This is a genomic window from Pararhizobium sp., from assembly GCF_965279435.1.
In the GTDB taxonomy this organism is placed as follows: Bacteria; Pseudomonadota; Alphaproteobacteria; order Rhizobiales; family Rhizobiaceae; genus Pararhizobium.
Map to the genome: position 1 here is coordinate 64,616 of NZ_CBDIHY010000003.1, position 19,007 is coordinate 83,622.

21 protein-coding genes are annotated in these 19,007 nt (G+C 59.6%); 12 read left to right on the top strand and 9 right to left on the bottom strand.

What is annotated here, in order from left to right; all coding sequences use genetic code 11:
* Nucleotides 1-88 precede the first annotated feature (88 nt).
* Complete coding sequence (gene xdhB / locus ACQY8Q_RS05975) at nt 89-2,431, top strand: xanthine dehydrogenase molybdopterin binding subunit (RefSeq protein WP_428425701.1); 2,343 nt, start codon at nt 89-91, stop codon at nt 2,429-2,431.
* A gap of 12 nt (nt 2,432-2,443) precedes the next feature.
* Nucleotides 2,444-3,250 carry a xanthine dehydrogenase accessory protein XdhC gene (xdhC, locus tag ACQY8Q_RS05980; RefSeq protein WP_428425703.1) on the top strand — a complete coding sequence of 269 codons (807 nt, stop codon included), beginning with the start codon at nt 2,444-2,446 and terminating at the stop codon, nt 3,248-3,250.
* A 2-nt stretch (nt 3,251-3,252) separates the two neighbouring features.
* On the opposite strand, the gene ACQY8Q_RS05985 is transcribed toward xdhC, so the two are convergent.
* The gene (locus ACQY8Q_RS05985; RefSeq protein ID WP_428425705.1) at nt 3,253-3,837 is read right to left on the bottom strand and encodes a TetR/AcrR family transcriptional regulator; all 585 of its coding nucleotides are present in this window, start codon (nt 3,835-3,837) and stop codon (nt 3,253-3,255) included.
* An 83-nt stretch (nt 3,838-3,920) separates the two neighbouring features.
* Here ACQY8Q_RS05985 and ACQY8Q_RS05990 point away from each other — a divergent pair, with 83 nt between their 5' ends.
* A complete protein-coding gene (locus tag ACQY8Q_RS05990; RefSeq protein ID WP_428425707.1) occupies nt 3,921-4,889 on the top strand; it encodes an alpha/beta hydrolase family protein in 969 nt (322 codons plus the stop codon).
* Between the two features lie 46 nt (nt 4,890-4,935).
* Complete coding sequence (locus ACQY8Q_RS05995) at nt 4,936-5,229, top strand: putative quinol monooxygenase (protein ID WP_428425709.1); 294 nt, start codon at nt 4,936-4,938, stop codon at nt 5,227-5,229.
* A gap of 47 nt (nt 5,230-5,276) precedes the next feature.
* Here ACQY8Q_RS05995 and ACQY8Q_RS06000 read toward each other — a convergent pair whose 3' ends face one another.
* The gene (locus ACQY8Q_RS06000; RefSeq protein ID WP_428425711.1) at nt 5,277-5,561 is read right to left on the bottom strand and encodes a hypothetical protein; all 285 of its coding nucleotides are present in this window, start codon (nt 5,559-5,561) and stop codon (nt 5,277-5,279) included.
* Between the two features lie 19 nt (nt 5,562-5,580).
* Between ACQY8Q_RS06000 and ACQY8Q_RS06005 the strand changes: the two genes are divergently transcribed.
* From ACQY8Q_RS06005 to guaD, 4 genes are all read left to right on the top strand, one after another.
* Complete coding sequence (locus tag ACQY8Q_RS06005) at nt 5,581-6,513, top strand: LysR substrate-binding domain-containing protein (RefSeq protein WP_428425713.1); 933 nt, start codon at nt 5,581-5,583, stop codon at nt 6,511-6,513.
* A gap of 106 nt (nt 6,514-6,619) precedes the next feature.
* On the top strand, nt 6,620-7,153 hold the full coding sequence (locus tag ACQY8Q_RS06010; RefSeq protein WP_428425715.1) for a hypothetical protein: 534 nt from the start codon (nt 6,620-6,622) through the stop codon (nt 7,151-7,153).
* Nucleotides 7,154-7,230: 77 nt separating this feature from the next.
* The gene (puuD, locus tag ACQY8Q_RS06015) at nt 7,231-8,469 is read left to right on the top strand and encodes a urate hydroxylase PuuD (protein WP_428425717.1); all 1,239 of its coding nucleotides are present in this window, start codon (nt 7,231-7,233) and stop codon (nt 8,467-8,469) included.
* Nucleotides 8,466-9,779 (top strand): guanine deaminase, encoded by a 1,314-nt coding sequence (guaD, locus tag ACQY8Q_RS06020; protein WP_428425719.1) that lies wholly within the window; start codon nt 8,466-8,468, stop codon nt 9,777-9,779. The genes puuD and guaD overlap by 4 nt, the downstream gene beginning before the upstream one ends.
* On the opposite strand, the gene ACQY8Q_RS06025 is transcribed toward guaD, so the two are convergent.
* Nucleotides 9,776-9,994: a DUF6500 family protein gene (locus tag ACQY8Q_RS06025; protein WP_428429681.1), complete on the bottom strand. Its 219-nt coding sequence runs from the start codon at nt 9,992-9,994 to the stop codon at nt 9,776-9,778. The two genes, guaD and ACQY8Q_RS06025, sit on opposite strands and share 4 nt — an antisense overlap.
* Before the next feature lie 192 nt (nt 9,995-10,186).
* On the opposite strand from ACQY8Q_RS06025, the gene ACQY8Q_RS06030 reads away from it, so the two are divergent.
* On the top strand, nt 10,187-11,323 hold the full coding sequence (locus ACQY8Q_RS06030) for an alpha-hydroxy acid oxidase (RefSeq protein ID WP_428425721.1): 1,137 nt from the start codon (nt 10,187-10,189) through the stop codon (nt 11,321-11,323).
* 3 nt (nt 11,324-11,326) lie between these two features.
* Here ACQY8Q_RS06030 and uraH read toward each other — a convergent pair whose 3' ends face one another.
* The 5 genes from uraH to ACQY8Q_RS06055 all read right to left on the bottom strand — a co-directional run bounded on the left by uraH (nt 11,327) and on the right by ACQY8Q_RS06055 (nt 14,615).
* Complete coding sequence (gene uraH / locus ACQY8Q_RS06035; protein WP_428425723.1) at nt 11,327-11,689, bottom strand: hydroxyisourate hydrolase; 363 nt, start codon at nt 11,687-11,689, stop codon at nt 11,327-11,329.
* A 14-nt stretch (nt 11,690-11,703) separates the two neighbouring features.
* Nucleotides 11,704-12,201: an ureidoglycolate lyase gene (locus ACQY8Q_RS06040; RefSeq protein ID WP_428429682.1), complete on the bottom strand. Its 498-nt coding sequence runs from the start codon at nt 12,199-12,201 to the stop codon at nt 11,704-11,706.
* A gap of 42 nt (nt 12,202-12,243) precedes the next feature.
* Nucleotides 12,244-12,747, bottom strand: a complete 504-nt coding sequence (gene uraD / locus ACQY8Q_RS06045) for a 2-oxo-4-hydroxy-4-carboxy-5-ureidoimidazoline decarboxylase (protein WP_428425725.1) — start codon at nt 12,745-12,747, stop codon at nt 12,244-12,246.
* A complete protein-coding gene (gene puuE, locus ACQY8Q_RS06050; protein WP_428425727.1) occupies nt 12,747-13,676 on the bottom strand; it encodes an allantoinase PuuE in 930 nt (309 codons plus the stop codon). Before puuE ends, uraD begins: the two co-directional genes overlap by 1 nt.
* Nucleotides 13,677-13,808: 132 nt before the next feature.
* On the bottom strand, nt 13,809-14,615 hold the full coding sequence (locus ACQY8Q_RS06055) for a DUF1045 domain-containing protein (protein ID WP_428425729.1): 807 nt from the start codon (nt 14,613-14,615) through the stop codon (nt 13,809-13,811).
* A 202-nt stretch (nt 14,616-14,817) separates the two neighbouring features.
* Here ACQY8Q_RS06055 and ACQY8Q_RS06060 point away from each other — a divergent pair, with 202 nt between their 5' ends.
* Nucleotides 14,818-15,207 (top strand): PRC-barrel domain-containing protein, encoded by a 390-nt coding sequence (locus ACQY8Q_RS06060; protein WP_428425731.1) that lies wholly within the window; start codon nt 14,818-14,820, stop codon nt 15,205-15,207.
* A gap of 87 nt (nt 15,208-15,294) precedes the next feature.
* On the opposite strand, the gene ACQY8Q_RS06065 is transcribed toward ACQY8Q_RS06060, so the two are convergent.
* Nucleotides 15,295-16,437, bottom strand: a complete 1,143-nt coding sequence (locus ACQY8Q_RS06065; RefSeq protein ID WP_428425733.1) for an NAD(P)/FAD-dependent oxidoreductase — start codon at nt 16,435-16,437, stop codon at nt 15,295-15,297.
* A 59-nt stretch (nt 16,438-16,496) separates the two neighbouring features.
* On the opposite strand from ACQY8Q_RS06065, the gene mnmD reads away from it, so the two are divergent.
* Both mnmD and ACQY8Q_RS06075 read left to right on the top strand, forming a co-directional pair.
* Entirely contained in the window at nt 16,497-17,228 is a 732-nt protein-coding gene (gene mnmD / locus ACQY8Q_RS06070) for a tRNA (5-methylaminomethyl-2-thiouridine)(34)-methyltransferase MnmD (protein ID WP_428429683.1), read from the top strand.
* A 111-nt stretch (nt 17,229-17,339) separates the two neighbouring features.
* Nucleotides 17,340-18,926 (top strand): trimethylamine methyltransferase family protein, encoded by a 1,587-nt coding sequence (locus ACQY8Q_RS06075; RefSeq protein ID WP_428425735.1) that lies wholly within the window; start codon nt 17,340-17,342, stop codon nt 18,924-18,926.
* Nucleotides 18,927-19,007 lie beyond the last annotated feature (81 nt).

Consider the following 19,007-nt stretch of genomic DNA (forward strand, 5'->3'; position numbering starts at 1 on the left):
CTCTGGTTGGCGTGGCTCCCCCTCATCCGGCCCTTCGGGCCACCTTCTCCCCGCTGGGGAGAAGAGAAAGAAGCGAAGGACCCTGCTGATGGACAACTCCACTTTCGAGGAACGCAAGACCATCGCCGGTTCCATGCATTCGAACCTGCGCCATGACAGCGCCCACAAGCATGTATCCGGCACCGCCGACTATATCGATGACATCCCGGAACCGGCGGGTACGCTGCACGGCGCGCTTGGCATGACCGACCGCGCCCATGCCGAGATCGTTTCCATGGATCTGTCCGAGGTCGAAAGCTATCCCGGCGTCGTCTGCGTGCTGACCGCAAAAGACATGCCGCATTCCAACGATATCAGCCCCAGCCATCTCGATGACGAGCCGGTGCTGGCCGAGGGCCTGGTGCAGTTCCACGGGCAGCCCACATTTGCCGTCATTGCCGAGACCCGTGACATTGCCCGGCGCGCCGCCCGCAAGGCAAAGATCACCTATCGCGATCTGCCGCACCACACGGATATTCTCGACGCGCTGGAAAACGGTGCCGAGGTCGTTACCAAGCCGCTGACCTTGTCGCGCGGCGATGCCGAGGCCGAACTGGAACTCTCCCCGCGCCGCCTCACCGGCCAGATGCGGATCGGCGGACAGGAACATTTTTATCTCGAAAGCCATATCGCCATGGCCATTCCGGGCGAGGATGACGACATCACCGTCTGGTCCTCCACCCAGCATCCAAGTGAAGTGCAGCACATGGTCGGCCATGTGCTCGGCGTTCCCTCAAATGCCGTGACTGTGCAGGTTCGGCGCATGGGCGGCGGTTTTGGTGGCAAGGAGACGCAGGGTAACCAGTTTGCAGCCCTCGCCGCTGTTGCCGCCAAGAAACTCAACCGCGCCGTAAAATTCCGACCCGACCGTGATGAAGACATGACCGCGACCGGCAAGCGTCATGATTTCCTCGTCGATTACGATGTCGGCTTCGATGAAGACGGCCGCATCCATGCGGTGAAGGCCAATTATGCGGCGCGCTGTGGATATTCTTCTGACCTGTCCGGCCCGGTCACCGACCGTGCGCTGTTCCATGCCGACAGCTCCTATTTCTATCCGCATGTGAAACTGACCTCGCAGCCCTTGAAGACGCACACTGTCTCCAACACCGCCTATCGCGGCTTTGGCGGCCCGCAGGGCATGGTCGGCGGCGAGCGGATCATCGAGGAGATCGCCTACGCGCTGGGCAAGGACCCGCTCGAAATCCGCAAGTTGAATTTCTACGGCGAGAAAGGTTCCGGCCGTGATCTGACGCCCTATCACCAGCAGGTGGAAGACAACATCATCCAGCGCATCGTTGCCGAACTGGAAGAGAGCGCCAATTATCAGGCCCGGCGCAAGGCCGTCATCGACTTCAACAAGTCGAGCCGCATCATCCGCAAGGGCATCGCGCTGACGCCGGTGAAATTCGGCATCTCCTTCACCATGACCGCCTTTAACCAGGCGGGTGCCTTGGTGCATATCTATCAGGACGGGTCGATCCACCTGAACCATGGCGGCACCGAAATGGGCCAGGGGCTCTACACCAAGGTGGCGCAGGTTCTGGCCGACAGTTTCCAGGTCGATATTACCAACGTCAAGATCACCGCAACGACGACCGGCAAGGTGCCGAACACCTCGGCAACCGCCGCCTCATCCGGCTCCGATCTCAACGGCATGGCGGCTCATGACGCAGCACGCCAGATCAAGGAACGCCTGGTCGCTTTCGCCGCCGAACGCTGGCAGACCGATGCGAGTAACATCGCTTTCGTTCCGAACCATGTGAAGATCGGCGACGAACTGGTGCCCTTCCCGGCCTTTATCAAGCAGGCCTATTTCGCCCGCGTGCAACTGTCGGCCGCCGGCTTCTACAAGACGCCGAAAATCCATTGGGACCGCAATACCGGCCGCGGCACGCCGTTCTATTATTTCGCCTATGGCGCCTCCGTCTCCGAGGTTTCCATCGATACGCTGACTGGCGAATACATGGTCGATCGGGTCGATGTGCTGCATGATGTCGGCAAGTCGCTCAATCCGGCGATCGATATCGGCCAGGTCGAGGGCGCTTTCGTGCAGGGCATGGGCTGGCTGACGACCGAGGAATTGTGGTGGGATGCCAAGGGACGGCTGCGCACCCATGCGCCGTCGACCTACAAGATCCCGCTCGCCTCCGACCGCCCGAAGATCTTCAACGTCAAGCTGGCGGAATGGGCCGAGAACGCAGAGATGACCATTGGCCGTTCGAAAGCGGTCGGCGAGCCGCCGTTCATGCTGCCGATCTCGGTGCTGGAGGCGCTGTCTATGGCGGTTGCCAGCGTCGCCGATTATCGCGAGTGCCCACGGCTCGACGCGCCGGCAACGCCCGAACGTGTCCTGATGGCCGTCGAGCGCCTGCGGACAGAACAAGCATAAAGAGCCATTGAAATGAACTTTGCAGTCGACAGCCTCGAAGCGTTCCTTGAACGCGAATACAAACTGGTCATCGTCGAGATCAGAGAGACTTTCGGATCGACGCCACGCGAAGCCGGTGCCTTCATGCTGGTGTCGCCGACAGATACGCATGGCACGATCGGCGGCGGTCAGATGGAGCATATGGCGATCGACAATGCCCGGGCGCTTCTGGCCGGTGTCAGCGACCAATTCGAAATGGATATTCCCCTTGGCCCCGATATCGGCCAATGCTGCGGCGGCCGCATGGTCCTGGCTTTCCGCATCGGCGATGACGCAACGCGCGCAGCGCTCAATCTGAAACTTAGGGAAAGGCTGAAAGCCCTGCCGGAAGTCTGGCTGTTTGGCGCTGGCCATGTCGGCCGGGCGCTGGCCGATGCGCTCCTGCTGCTGCCGCTCAACACCTATGCGGTGGAAACGCGAAAGAGCGAACTCGACCTGATGTCGGCCGGCGCGAGCCACCGTCTGGTGGCGATGCCGGAGGCGATCGTCAAGGATATCGCCCCGGGCTCTGCCGTCGTTATCCTGACGCATGACCATGCGCTCGATTTCCTGATTGCCAGGGAAGCACTTGCCCGCAACGATCTGGCCTATGTCGGCATGATCGGCTCGAAGACCAAGCGCGCGACATTTGCTAGCTGGGCGAAGAAGGAAGGCCTGGGCGACAATGCGATCGGCAGGCTGGTTTTGCCAATCGGCGGTAAGACAGTCAGCGACAAACGCCCCTCGGTGATCGCCGCCATGACCTCGGCTGAGATTCTTGTCGCGCTGAACGCGCAGTAGCGTTACGGGCGCTGAGTACAAGCCCGGATCAGCGCATGCGCAGCCTCGCCCGCCGTTTCCATATAGGACGGGTCGCGATGCAGAAGAACGACGGCGAAGGAACCATCCAGCAACAGGATCGTCCGCCGGGCGAGCATTCTGGCCTGCGCGCCCAGCTCCGCTGCCTCGAAGACACTGTCCAACCAGTCCTCGACCCGCCGCTTATGGGCCGCGCCAATCTTCATCGCCGGATGACCGGGCATGTTGGCGAGTTCGGCAGACGTTCTCAGAAACCCGCAACCCTTCCAGCGCGGATGCCGTGCCGAGACCGCCAGATTGAAAAAGATACCCCGCACCTTGTCGGCGATATCGCCTTCGGTTTCCGAAAACCAGCGTTGGAACAAAGCCAGGTTGGGCTGGTCACGCATATCGAGATAGGCGGCGATCAGATCGTCCTTGCTGTCGAAATGGTAGTAGAGCGTGCGCTTGGTGATGCCTGCCTTTTCCGCCACCGCATCGACGCTGACGGCGCGGATGCCCTCGCTGTAGAACAGCTTTGACGCGGCAGAAACAATGCGGTCGCGGGTGGAAAGAGCGGGTGTTGGCATACTTCAATGTATACCGACCAGTGAATATACACAAGCGATGCCCTCGCCTACGGTATCGCCATCGAAACCGCCGGAGAAAGTTCATGCTGGAGATGGAGGGGGAACCCATCGGGATTGTCTGCCGCGACGGTGTGCGGCTTGGCGGCCATCTCTGGACGCCCGGAGGCAACAGCGGTTGCGGCGCCATCGTCATCAACCCGGCAACCGGCGTTTTGGGGCGCTACTATCACCCCTATGCGCGGTTTCTTGCCGGTCACGGCTTCACCGTGCTGACTTATGACTATCGCGGCATCGGTCAGTCGCGGCCCGTCACGCTGCGCGGCTGCAACTATCGCTGGGCGGATTGGGGCGAACAGGATTTTACCGCAGCCCTTGGCTTTCTCAATACCCATGCACTGGATGGTCCAAGGCTGGTGGTCGGCCACAGCATCGGTGGCTTCCTGCCCGGCTTTGCCCGCAATGCACCGCTGATCGACCGCATGCTCACGATCGGCGCCCAATATGCTTATTGGAGGGATTACGCGCCTGCCCGGCGCCGGCGCCTTCTGTTGAAATGGCACATAGTCATGCCGCTCCTGACAGCACTATGCGGATATTTTCCCGGCAAGACGCTCGGCTGGCTGGAAGACCTTCCGGCGGGAGTGGCAAGAGATTGGAGCTTTCGCCGGTCACGAATGGAACGCAGCCATCCCAGTAAGGACCGGGCCGACATTTTGCGGCGCTTTGCCGCAATCACAGCCGATATTCTTGCCATCGGCGTCACGGATGACGAGATCGGAACCCAAAAAGCCATTCGCCGGGCGCTAACATATTACGAAAATGCCAATCCCGTCGAAGTCGCCTTGTCCCCCGCCGATCTTAGGCTGGATCGCATCGGCCATTTCAGCCTCTTCCACACACGCCATGCCGCCGGTTTCTGGCTGGATAGCCTGCTCTGGCTACGCGACGGAATCAATCCATGGCCCGGAAAACCGTTCGGCAAAGAGGTTGAGACCAGCAAGGACACCTCTTTCACCACCCGTTGTTATATTCCCTCGAAGGGCATGATGTGACGCGGACAAGCCGGCACAAGGCCCTTCCAACTCTTCGAGAGAAACAATGCCCTATGTTCTGATCATCCACGAAGTCGCCGACTATCCTGCCTGGAAAGCCATCTTCGACGGCGCCGCTGGTATTCGCCGCGATGCCGGAGAACTCGCCTATCAGGTACTGAAGTACGACACCGATCCCAACCGGATCGTCCACTACTCGCTATGGCGCTCGCTCGATGCGGCAAGAGCCTTCTTCGAGTCCGACCGGCTGATAGAAATCCGCGCCCAGGCCGGCGTCAAGGCACCGGAATTCATCTATCTGGAACAATTGGAACGCGGAGTGCTGGACGCGTCCCACTAAAAATTATACCGCCAGAACATCTGATATGTTCCGGCGGCGAGTGGCTTCTACCGCGTCAGATTCGAATCCTCGCGCGGGTCGCGCCCGTCGAGGAAGCCCAGGTCCCTCTTCATGTATTCGGACATGACTTCGAGATCGAGCGGCGGATATTTCGGTTCCAGCCCACGCAGCAGTCCAGCCAGCCAAAAGCGCCACCCGGCCTTGCGGGTCTGCGGTATTGGTTGATATCTTTCAATTGCTTGGCAATCCATGACGACACCTGTTGTTTTCCTGAATGTGATTGCAGCATGCGCGCAAACGTGCTCCAATTCCAATTGAACAACCGTCTGCATGCATCAAGAGAACTTATCCATGAAAATGTCGAAACAGTTTCCATTGAATGCACTTCGCGTGTTTGAAGCGGCAGCCCGGCTGGGCAGCTTCACCAAGGCGGGCACCGAACTCGGCATGACGCAAACGGCGGTCAGCTATCAGATCAAGCTGATCGAGGAGAATGTCGGCGAACCGCTGTTCCTGCGGCGGCCACGCCAGATCGTGCTGACCGACGTAGGCCAACAGCTCGCCCCACGCGTTAGCGAAGCTTTCGAAATGCTGCAGGAAGCAGTTTTGTCGGCGCGCGGCGACATCAACACCGCCCTCCAGATCAACTCGACACCGACCTTCGCGTCACAATGGCTTGCCCGCAATATCGGTAGCTTTCAGCTCGCCCATCCGAACATCGCAGTGCGGCTCACCACCACCGAAAAGGTGATCGATCTCATCGCTGAGTCCACCGATATCGCCATCCGTGCCGGTGTCGGGGACTGGCCCGGCCTCGACAGCCACCCGTTGATGCGCAGCGAGTTCACGCCGATGCTGAGCCCGGCGCTCGCCGAGGCGATCGGCGGCATCCACGAGCCGCGCGATTTGCTAAAACTGAGAATCATCGATGCCGCTGATCCTTGGTGGCGGCTTTGGTTTGCAGCGGCCGGCATCAACGACCCGGATCTCGAGGGCCGGCCGACCAGCCGGCTCGGAGCTCAAAGTTTTGAAGCGCGCGCGGCAGTCGCAGGCCAGGGCGTCGCCATCCTGACGCCTGACTTCTATCCCGATGACGTCGCACTCGGCAGACTTTACCAACCCTTCGACCTGCGCTGCAGCGATGGCCGTGACTATTGGCTGGCCTATCCGCACACGCGCCGCAACACCCCCAAAATCCGTGCCTTCCGCGACTGGATACTCAATGCGTTCGCGCCCGCCGGAAGAGCCGCCAGCCCCGGTACAGTTGACCAAACCGTGAATTAATCATTTCAGAAAGATTCCGCTCGAAATGCGTAAAACACGCATAGGGAGTACTTTCTTTTTTGCCACGCTTCGCTCAAAGGTGCGCGCATTCGAGGGGGAACCGTTCATGCTGAAAATTTTTATTGTCTGCCTTTTCACGATGCTTGCGCTTTCCTCATGCAACGGAGGAACCGTCGTCCATCTTCAAACGGGGCCTACCGGCAAGCTGGCGGACGTTTTGCTCGGTACATCGTCGGGAGACCACAAGCGTGACCGCGCCCTGGCCAACGAAGCGCGGCGTCAGTTCAACACGCTTGTGCCCAACCCCAAACCCTACCGCGACTATGTCCTGACAATCACTCCAACTGCAAAGTCGAAACCGACGGACGCCAAGACCTATAGGGCAATGCAGAAAGAATTGAAAAAGGATGCCTCCTTGCGGGAAGACGTCATGCAAATTTGCCGCAAAAAACTTGGAAATCCTGCCAATATTGCGGAGATGGCAACCTACACGCACACCTCGCGCTCAAAGGCGCTTGACGTCGGTTGTCAGCGCCTGACCGCCGCCCTTGCAAATGGGCGCTTGTCTCATTCCACCTTCGAGAAAACCCGGCAGGGTGTGAAGACGAAGGAAATCATCGCAATCCTCGCAGGACGATAAAGACATCACGTTTGCCCCTTTCCCCTACCGCCGTTTTTTCGCACAGTAGCAAAGCAAGAAGCATGGAAGGGACCTGTATGTATGAATTCGCTATCGCCTGGGAATGGCTGGCTTTTGCCGTTCGCTGGCTGCATGTGATCACGGCGATCGCCTGGATCGGCTCGTCCTTCTATTTCATCGCGCTCGATCTCGGCCTTGTAAAGCGTGACCATCTGCCGGTCGGCGCCTATGGCGAGGAGTGGCAGGTGCATGGCGGCGGCTTCTATCATATCCAGAAATACCTGGTCGCACCGGCGACCATGCCGGAGCACCTGACCTGGTTCAAATGGGAGAGCTACGCGACCTGGCTCTCCGGCTTTGCAATGCTCTGTCTGGTCTATTATGGCGGCGCCGATCTCTTCCTGATCGACCGGCATGTGCTGGATATCTCCTCGACCACGGCGATTGCGATCTCGATCGGCTCGCTTGCGATCGGCTGGATCTTCTATGACCTTCTGTGCAAATCGCCGCTCGGCAAGAACACCTGGACGCTGATGGGCATTCTCTATGTCGCATTGGTGGTGATGGCCTGGGGCTATACGCAGGTCTTTACCGGCCGCGCCGCCTTCCTGCATCTCGGCGCGTTTACCGCGACGATCATGTCGGCCAACGTGTTCTTCATCATCATGCCGAACCAGCGCGTCGTCGTTGCCGACCTGATTGCCGGACGCACGCCGGATCCGAAATACGGCGTCATCGCCAAACAGCGCTCGCTGCACAACAACTACCTGACCCTGCCCGTCATCTTCTTCATGCTGTCGAACCATTATCCGCTTGCCTTCGCTACCGCCTATAACTGGGTGATCGCAGCACTGGTCTTCCTGATGGGCGTCACCATCCGGCACTGGTTCAACACCACCCATGCCAGAAAAGGACGTCCGACCTGGACCTGGATCGTCACCCTGATCATTTTCATCGTCATCATGTGGCTTTCAACCGTGCCGAAGGTGCTGACCGGCGAGGACAAGGCCGAAGTCGCGCCGGCTTTCCAGCAATTTGCCGCCAACGCGCATTTTCCGGCTGTGAAAGACGCGATTTCGACGCGCTGCTCAATGTGCCATTCCGCCGAGCCGGTCTATGAAGGCATCAACCGGCCGCCGAAGGACGTGGTGCTGGAAAACGATGCGGAGATTGCTTCCCACGCCCGCGAAATCTATATCCAGGCTGGCCGCAGCCATGCGATGCCGCCCGGCAACATTACCGACATGACAAACGACGAACGCAAGCTTTTGACCGCATGGTTCGAAAGCGCGGTTTCGGAAGGCAAGACAGAATGACCGCTACCCTCATTCGCGGACGCACCCTGAGTTTCAACCGCGCCCCCTTGAGCCTCGATGACACCGGCGCCTATAGCTACGAGGCCGACGGTGCCCTGCTGGTCGACGACGGTCTGATCCTTGCCAGCGGCAGCTATGATGCCGTCAAGGCACAGGCAGCAGACGACGTCGTCGAAATTGACCATCGCCCGCATCTGATCCTGCCTGGCTTCATCGATACGCACCTGCATTTCCCGCAGATGCAGGTGATCGGCTCCTATGCCGCCAACCTTTTGGAATGGTTGAACACCTATACGTTCCCGGAGGAATGCCGCTTCGTGGAAACGGCGCATGCGAAGCGCATTGCCGGAAAATTCTTTGATGAAATGGTCCGCCACGGCACGACGACGGCGGTTGCCTATTGCACGGTACACAAGGCCTCCGCCGACGCCTTTTTCGCCGAAGCGCTGAACCGCAACATGCGCATGATTGCCGGCAAGGTGATGATGGACCGCAACGCACCGCAGGGCCTGCTCGATACGCCTGAAATGGGCTATGACGAGACCCGCGCCGTCATCGAACAATGGCACGGCAAGGGCCGCAATCACGTTGCCATCACCCCGCGCTTTGCCATCACCTCGACACCGGAACAGATGTCGGCTGCGGAAGCTCTGGTACGTGAATTTCCCGACCTGCATGTGCAGACCCATCTCTCGGAAAACCGCGACGAGATCGATTTCACCTGTGCACTCTACCCGGACGCCATCGACTATACCGATGTCTATGCCCGCTACGGCCTGCTCGGGCCAAAGACCCTGTTCGGCCACGCGATCCATCTGTCCGATCGTGAGATGGACGCGATGAGCGAGACCGGCGCGATCGCCGTTCACTGCCCGACTTCCAACCTTTTCCTCGGCTCCGGCCTGTTTCCGCTCCGGCGGTTGATGACCAGAGAAAAGCCCGTGCGCGTCTCCTTCGCCACTGATATCGGCGGCGGCACCAGCTATTCGATGCTGCGCACCATGGACGAGGCCTACAAGATCCAGCAATTGCTGGGCGAGCGGCTGAACCCTCTGGAAAGCTATTATTTCATGACGCTCGGCAACGCGCGGGCGCTATCCCTCGAAGACAGGATCGGCACGCTTGACACTGGCAGCGACGCCGACTTCATCGTTCTGAACATGGCGGCAACCCCGGCCATGTCATTGAAGGCAGAGGTCGTGACCTCACTCACCGACGAGCTATTCCTGCTGCAGACCATGGGCGATGACCGGGCAATCGTCGAGACCTATGTGGCGGGTATAGCCGCAAAGGCGGGGTTGGCCGTCTAAGCCATCTCCTCCACCATGGCCTTGATCTTGATTGCTTTTTCGAAGTGATCGAGCCTGTGCGTCCGGATCCACCATTCGGCCGCCTCCATCAGCAACTCCGGATCATCATTCCTGTTGGCGAAGAACGCGTAGAAGGATAACCCGACACCAGGGCCTTTTTCCGCGATCTTGCGATCACAGACCTCGATGATTTTCTGTCTCAAGCTGGCTCTCATCCGAAATCCCATTCCGCAGAATACAGTTTCCTCTTTGAGCAGACCATATTTCGGGAGAAGCCGACAGTAAACGACATCGATCGCCGCGCTCGAAAGAGGTAAAAATATTTTACCTCTTTCCGATTCCACTCTTAACAACGGTTCTGGAAACATGGTATTGCCGGGCCATCTCTTGAGTTGGAACCCTGCGCCATGTCCAAAATCCTCGAAATCAGCGACCTGAAGGCCCTCGCCAAGCGCCGCGTGCCAAAAATGTTCTTCGATTATGCCGATAGCGGCGCCTGGACCGAAGGTACCTACCGCGCCAACGAAGAGGATTTTCGCAAGGTGAAGCTGCGCCAGCGGGTTTTGGTCGATATGACCAACCGCTCGCTGGAAAGCACGATGATCGGTCAGAAGGTCTCGATGCCGGTGGCGCTGTCTCCGACCGGCCTGACCGGCATGCAGCACGCCGATGGCGAGATGCTGGCGGCAAAGGCGGCCGAGGAATTCGGCGTTCCCTTCACGCTCTCGACCATGAGCATCTGCTCGATCGAGGACGTTGCCTCGGTGACGAGCAAGCCGTTCTGGTTCCAGCTCTATGTCATGCGCGACCGGGAATTCGTCAAAAACCTGATTGACCGCGCCAAGGCAGCCAAGTGCTCGGCACTGGTGTTGACGCTCGACCTCCAGATCCTCGGCCAGCGCCACAAGGACCTGCGCAACGGCCTGTCTGCCCCGCCAAAATTCACGCCAAAGCATATCTGGCAGATGGCGACCCGGCCGCTGTGGTGCATGCAGATGCTGGGGACCAAGCGCCGCAGCTTCGGCAACATTGTCGGCCATGCCAAGAACGTTTCCGATCTCTCCTCTCTGTCGTCGTGGACAGCCGAACAGTTCGATCCGCAACTGTCGTGGGAAAATGTCGAGGAGATCAAGAAGATGTGGGGCGGCCCGCTGATCCTGAAGGGCATTCTCGATGTCGAGGACGCCAAGATGGCGGCGCGCACCGGCGCTGATGCGATCATCGTTTCCAATCACGGCGGTCGCCAGCTTGACGGCGCACCCTCGTCGATCAGCATGCTGCCGAAAATCGTCGATGCCGTCGGCCACCAGATCGAGGTCCATGTCGATGGCGGCATCCGCTCCGGCCAGGACGTGCTCAAGGCTGTGGCACTCGGCGCCCAGGGCACCTATATCGGCCGCCCGTTCCTCTACGGCCTCGGCGCCGCTGGCAAGGCTGGTGTGACCACCACGCTCGACATCATCCGCAAGGAACTCGACATCACCATGGCGCTGTGCGGCAAACGGGATATTCGCGATATCAACCGGGATGTGATTGCCGAATAACGGTCAGCTGCCCCGATAGGTCGAGTAGCTGAACGGCGAGAGCAGCAGCGGCACATGGTAGTGGCTGCCCGCGTCGGCGATGCCGAAGCGCAAGGGGATGAGATCGAGGAAAGCCGGCTCCGCCAGGGCAGCGCCGGTTCCCCTCAGATAATCACCCGCGTGGAAAAGCAGTTCGTAAGTGCCGACGGCAAAGACTTCGCCTTCCAGCATCGGCCCATCGACGCGGCCGTCACTGTTGGTTTCGACCGTGCGCAGCAGGTGGCGCCCCTCACCCTCGATCAAAAACAGGTCGATCCTCAAGCCCTTGGCGGGCTTGCCCAGCGCGGTATCAAGGACATGGGTGGTCAGGCGGCCGGACGTGTTCATGGAAACCTCGTGCGTCAGAAGGGATTGGCGATGACGAAGGGCTCGTCGTAGAAAACCTCTTCCAGATTGTTGCCCGGACCGTCGCGATCGACAACCAGGAAATCGCTGACCGCACCGACCGCCATCAACGGATGGTGCCAGACATTGCGGCCATAGTTGACGCCCTGTGCGCCAGTCGCCAGAAACACGCGCGGTAATCCCGGCTTTCCGTCTTCATCGGAGGCAACGACGGCAAGCCAGGAACCGCCACCGAGCGGCGAAAAGCTCTGCGAGCCCAGCGGATGGCGTTCCATCATTGTCACGTTGTAGGGAAAGCTGCGCGGCTGGCCGCGAAAGATGTTGATGATGACGCGGGCGTCTTCACCGCTCACATCGGCTCGGCCGAGTGCATGAAACCGCTCGGTGGAGCCACCGTTGATCAACCGCATGGTTTCCGGATCAGCTTCAATAACAGTGCCGAAAGGCGCGAATGCCGCTTGCGTCAGCGGCTCGATCGTCAGGAACTGTGGCATCAGATCGTCAGTCCCGCCGTGAAATGGCATGGCGGTGTCGTCTCAGGCATTGTCTTCTCCCGGAAGCAGTGAACGCAAACGCAACAGCGCAATCTTTTCGACCTGCGCAGAAGCCGTTTCAAATTCCTCTTCCAGGCTATTGTCAATCCGCCTTTCGAAGGCGGAGAGAATATCGTCCTTGTCTAGCCCCTTGACCGCGATGATAAACGGAAAACCGAACTTGTCCGTATAGGCGGTATTCAGCCCCGTGAACCGTGCATGTTCGGTAGCACTCAGGCGGTCGAGCCCGGCGCCTGCCTGCTCCGCCTTGGAATCCTCCGTCAGTCCACCGGCAATCGCCAGTTTACCGGCAAGATCCGGATGAGCCCGGAGGACAGCCAGGCGTTCAGCATGCGAGGCTGCACGGAAAGGCGCAACAAGCGCCTCATGCACACCATCAGACGTCAGCGAAATATCCGGGGTCGCGTCAAAAGCCCGCTCCGCCACCCAGGGCGAATGCTCGAAGATCCCGCCAAACCGCGCGACAAACTCATCCCGCGCCAGCATCACAGAGCCCCCTCCAGCTTGTGGTGTTCCTGCCAGTGCCGGGCGATATCGATGCGCTTCGGCGTCCAGACCTTTTCGTGGCTGAGAACATAATCAAGGAAACGGGCGAGCGCCGCAGCCCGGCCGGGGCGGCCGACGAGGCGGCAATGCAGGCCGACATTCATCATCTTCGGGCTACCGTCCTTGCCTTCGGCATAGAGCACGTCGAACGTGTCTTTCAGATAGGCAAAGAACTGGTCGCCGGAATTGAACCCTTGCGGCGTTGCAAAGCGCATATCGTTGGCATCGAGTGTGTAGGGGATGATCAGGTGCGGCTTGTCCTTGGTCAAACCCGGCACCCAATAGGGCAGTTCGTCGGCATAGCTGTCGGAGGAATAGACAAAGCCGCCCTCCTCGATCACCAACTTCAGCGTGTTGTCCGAAGGCTTGCCTTGGTACATGCCAAGCGGATGCGAGCCCGTCAGTTCGGTGTGCAGACGCACGGCATCGCGGATATGCTTGCGCTCTTCTTCTTCGGAAAAATCCTTGTATTCCAGCCAGCGATAACCGTGGCTGGCGATTTCCCAGCCGGCTTCCTTCATAGCGGCGACCGCTTCCGGATTGCGCGCCATGGCCAGCGTCACGCCATAGACGGTGACATCGACATTGCGGCTGGTAAACATCCGCCATAGCCGCCAGAAACCGGCACGCGATCCATATTCGTAAATCGATTCCATGTTGAGATTGCGCTGCCCGGCCCAGGGCTGAGCGCCGACAATTTCCGACAGCAGCGATTCGGATGCCTTGTCGCTGTCGAGAATGCAGTTCTCGCCACCCTCTTCGTAGTTGACCACGAATTGCACGGCGATACGCGCATCGCCCGGCCAGCGGACCTGCGGCGGATTGCGGCCATAGCCGATGAGATCGCGTGGATAGGATTGGTCTGTCATGAAATCACCCTTCGAATTTGCCGGGACGGTAGCATCCGGGGGCGGAAAATCGAAGTCAAAATGGTGATCGGCGATGCTCTGTCCAAAGCTTGAACAGCGCTAACCGTCAACAGTCAAAACGGCATCCGCCGCTCAGCAGTTCGCCTGCAGCAGACGGGCTGCGACAGCCGCTTTCGATTCGCAGATGCGCGGCACAGTGATCAACGCAGAGACGCTGGCCTTTGCGCCAGCAGCGACTGGCCGGTGCGCCGAGAGCTTGCCAAGCGGGTGCTGCGAATGCACGCGCAACGGCGCGCCTGGCTCGGGCTCGATGAACAAGGCAAGGCTGGAAATCTTCAGCGGATCGGCGATCACCGGCTCGAAGAAATCGCGCAAGGCGGTCTCGAACCGTGCGTTAAGATTGGCGTTCACCGGACCCGTCAACATCATGTGGAAACGGAATTCCTCCATAACATAGGGGTAGCCCCAGCGGTGAAGATTGGAAAACTGCGGCGCCGTCAGCCGGTCCGGATCCCGGCGCTCGATCTCGGCATCGCTCAACGACGCCCGGAATTCATCAAACGCCTGAACGACGGAAGCCGCAAGATGGTTCATCTGCTCGCAGGGAACCGAAGGTGCAAGGCCGAAGAACTCGCCGAGCCGCCCGATTTCCATCCGCGGAATTTCGAACGGGGTCATCGTGCTGGCGAAATGCATCAGCGCCTTCAGCAGCGCCGGCTCATTGGTTTCGTCATGCAGGCGAAACGGCGCCTTGATCGTTCCATGAAATCCGTAACGGCGTGGCACAGCCGTGTGAAAAGCCAGTTCCTGGCGGCTGAAGCCGGTGATGGAGGGCGCCTCCGGGGCTTCGCCGGAATAGACGTTGCGCCCAAGCCAGCTTGCCGCAGCAACCGACAGGGGGTCGTAGATCGACGGTGTAAAATAGATAGCGTACCGCATCGGCCCCGCTCCGTTGAAACTCGTTCTGAAGCCGGGTTAAGTGATTTGCATGACACAATGACGAATGCGGCGATGGATCGTGCTTGCCTCACCGTCTGCTCGATCAAAACGGAATCCTGCACTCAAATGCCGGTTTTTGAACGGAACCAACCTGCTTTTGCTTCGTTTTGTCTGCGGTAACATTAAAAATCGGAGACGAAACATGACCTTCCAGGACAGCACTATCCAGGATGCCAGTATCAAGGAAACGCACGACCTGATCGCCAGCGACAAGGTGGTCGGCACCCGCGTTTATGGCCAGGACGGAAAACACATCGGCTCGATCGAACGTGTGATTCTGGAAAAGCGGAGCGGCCGTGTCTCCTATGCCGTGCTCGGTTTCGGCGGCTTCCTCGGTATCGGCGAAGATCACTATCCGCTGCCGTGGCAAAAGCTTAGCTATGACGAAAGCCTTGGTGGCTATCGCACTGACATTACCCGCGAACAGGTGGAAAGTGCGCCAAAATATCATGGCGACGACGAATACGACTGGAACAAGGAAAACGGCCGCCGCGTCTATGATTACTACGGCGTGCCTCCGTACTGGATGTAATCCATCCTGAATCGTTGGCGAAAAGCCCTGTTCATTTGAGCAGGGCTTTTTTGCGTGAACGGCAGACTATCTCAGGCAACTAGAGCGTCACTCAGTGCGCAGCAGAGAAAAATGGCTGGCGCAGCGAAACGAGTCCGGCAATGCGTCGTCCCGCTGTCCTGCCATTTCGCCGATGACGCTGGTTGCCAAGCGATGCGCCAGTCCGAAGCTGATCTTGAAGCCGCCGGTCAGGGTATAGAGATGGGGATGATCAGGGTGACGGCCGATCATCGGATCGCGGCCGATAGCCTTTGGCCGCAAGCCCGCCCAGCGCTCGACCACAGGCGCTTCTGCAAGCAAGGGCACCACCGCGCGTGCCCGCGCCAGCAGATCGTCAAGCAGGTGATCGTTCGACGAAGGATCGGCAAAACTATTTTCACTGGTGCTGCCGACTGCCACCAGGCCGTTGTCATGTGGCACGACATAGAGTCCATCCATGAAGATGACCGGCAAAGCAGGGTCGAGATCGGCCTTCAGCACGGCCGCCTGCCCTTTGACCGCACCGCCGCTGGACACCATCGCTGGTTTCTCTTCAAGCGCATCCAGATGCCGGAAGGTATCGACGCCGTTGGCGAGAATGCAAGCGCCGAAAGAGACGGAATGCCCGTCCGAAAACGTCGCCTTGCCGGCAGCCGGGTCAAGCCCCACAAGCGCGCGGCCTTCCTCGATCCGCACATGCCGTGACCGGCCAAGTGCTGTAGCCAACAGGGCAAGCAACCGACGCGGATCAACGCGGGCAGCCAAGGTATCGAATACAACGCCGCTGGCCATCGCCTCGTTTTCCGGCCAGCCGGCCGCCGCCGGGATATCCTGCACATGCCAGAAAAACCGCCGGTCGCCCTGCTTCCAATTGATAAGCGCGTCCTGCTCGTGGCGCAGCGCAATGGTGCGCAGATGCGGCTTCGGCAGCGGCATCAGGCGGCCGGAACGGCGGTAACCGGCGGATAGTCCGGTTTGCGCTTCCAGGCCCAAAATTTCCTGCTCAAGCGAGAGCAAGGCATCGAACTGGAACTGCTTTTTATTGTCCCAACGATCCGGCATATAGGGCATCAAAGCGCCGAGCACGCCGCCGCTGGCACCGGCGCCGATCCTCTCGCGCTCGACGAGAACGGTTTTCAGCCCGGCCCGATCGGCCATGACGGCCGCCCAGAGGCCCATGATGCCGCCGCCGGCAATCAGCAGATCCACCATCGATTGACCTTCTTGAACGTGGAGATTATCGGTTCGCCATGACCCACGATCAATTGGACATAACGCCCACGCCGGACGGGCAAAGCCCGGACCGGCAAACGCTTGAATGGCACGAAGGCGATATGCCCTATTCGCAGGAATTTGGCGACCATTTTTATTGCCGCGAAGACGGTCGGCTGGAATGCGGCCATGTCTTTCTCGCAGGCAACGGTCTGCCCGAGCGTTGGCGCAGACCCGGCACATTCAGGATAGGGGAGCTCGGCTTCGGTACCGGACTGAATTTCTGCGAGACATGGCGGCAATGGAAAGCAGCCCCATTCGAGGGAGCAAACCTGCATTTCGTCTCGTTCGAACGGTTTCCGATGCGTGCGCCCGAAATCGACCGGGCGCTATCGCGCTGGCCGGAGATCGAGGCAGAACGGCTGGCGCTCTGTGCCCAGTGGCCAGACAATCCGGAGGGCCGTATCGACATCGATTTCGCAGGCGGATTGCGCCTCACCGTGGTCTGCGGCACCGCTTTCGAAGGGATCAGCGGTTTTACGGAAAAATTCGATGCCTGGTATCTCGATGGCTTCTCGCCCAAGCGCAATCCGGATATGTGGTCTGAAGACCTGATGCGGCTTGCCTATGAAAACACCGTCGAGGGCGGCACGTTTGCCACCTACGCCGCCGCCGGTTTCGTCCGTCGCAACCTGCAGGCCGCCGGTTTTACAGTCGAACGCAGGCCCGGTTTTGGCAGCAAACGCGAAATGCTCGGCGGCGTAAAATCGACATCCGGCGTCGCGGAATAACCAGCCCTCAAAGCACCCTTCTCTTTCAGGGAAATTTGCTGTCGCAAATGGTGGCGCCTTTGGCGTATCGAATCTGCAACATGCCCCTCTGTCCAAACCGATGGAAAAGTCATGAGCGAGCACGAATTTCCGCAGACCACCCAAAGCGACGCCGAAGCGCCGGTGGAACGCCGCCGCCGAGCCGGCGGCCGTGGCGCGGATCGTTCGCGCAAGGGCGTAAGCAGTTCGAAATATCTCAATCTCGTCAACACGATGGCGAAATCTTCCGTGCTCTCGGAAGAGGCACTTCAGGCCGTTCACGACGCCTCGCTGACCATCCTGGAAGAGATCGGCATGGACGTGATCCTGCCGGAAGCCCGCGACCGGATGAAAGCGGCAGGCGCTGACGTGACACCCGGCACCGACCGCGTGCGTTTCGATCGCGGCCTGATCATGGAGATGATGGCGTCCGTGCCATCCGGCTTCACCATGCATGCACGCAATCCGGCGCGCAATGTGCAGATCGGCGGCAACAATCTGGTGTTCGCCCAGATCGCCTCGGCGCCGTTTGTTGCTGACCGCGAGGGCGGACGGCGCGCGGGTAACCAGGAGGATTTCCGTAAGCTGGTCAAGCTGGCTCAATCCTATGACATTATCCATACGACAGGCGGCTATCCGGTCGAGCCGATCGATATCCATGCATCGGTGCGCCATCTCGATTGCCTCTCCGACATGGTGAAGCTGACCGACAAGGTGTTCCACTGCTATTCGCTCGGCCAGCAGCGCAATATCGACGCGCTTGAGATCGCCCGCATCGGCCGTGGTATTTCCGCCGAGCAGATGGAAACCGAGCCGTCGCTGTTCACCATCATCAATACGTCCTCGCCGCTGCGCCTCGACGGGCCGATGCTGCAGGGCATCATTGAAATGTCGTCGCGCAATCAGGTCGTCGTCGTCACCCCGTTTACGCTGGCGGGCGCCATGGCACCGGTGACGATCGCCGGTGCGGTCGTGCAGCAGAATGCCGAGGCATTGGCCGGCATTGCCTTTACCCAAATGGTCCGGCGCGGGTCGCCAGTGATGTATGGCGGCTTCACCTCGAATGTGGATATGAAAACCGGAGCGCCGGCCTTCGGCACGCCGGAATATATGAAGGCCGTCATTGCCGGCGGACAGCTCGCCCGCCGCTACAAGGTGCCCTACCGTACGTCCAACACCAACGCCTCCAACACGCTCGATGCGCAGGCGGCCTACGAATCGGCGCTGTCGCTCTGGGCGCTGACGCAAGGCGGCGGCAATTTCATCATGCATTCGGCCGGCTGGAGCGAGGGTGGACTAACGGCGTCCTTCGAGAAATTCATCCTCGATGTCGATATGCTGCAGATGGTGGCAGAATTCCTCACTCCCCTGGATGTCAGCGAGGACGCGCTTGGCCTCGATGCCGTCCGCGATGTAGGCCCCGGCGGCCACTACTTTGGCACCGCCCATACGCTGGCCCGCTATGAGACGGCATTCTACTCGCCGATCCTGTCGGACTGGCGCAATTTCGAAACCTGGACCGAGGCCGGGCGGCCGACGACCTACGATCACGCCAACCGCGTCTTCAAGGAAAAGCTCAACGAATACGAGAAGCCCCCGCTTGATCCGGCTATTGAGGAAGAGCTTGACGCCTTCGTTGCCCGACGCAAGGCCGAAGGCGGCGTTGCGACTGATTTCTAACGAAAATTTAATGAGAATCTAAGGCAACAAAGCCACATTTCAGCGCATTAATATCATTGTTCGAGCAAGACATGACCGGAA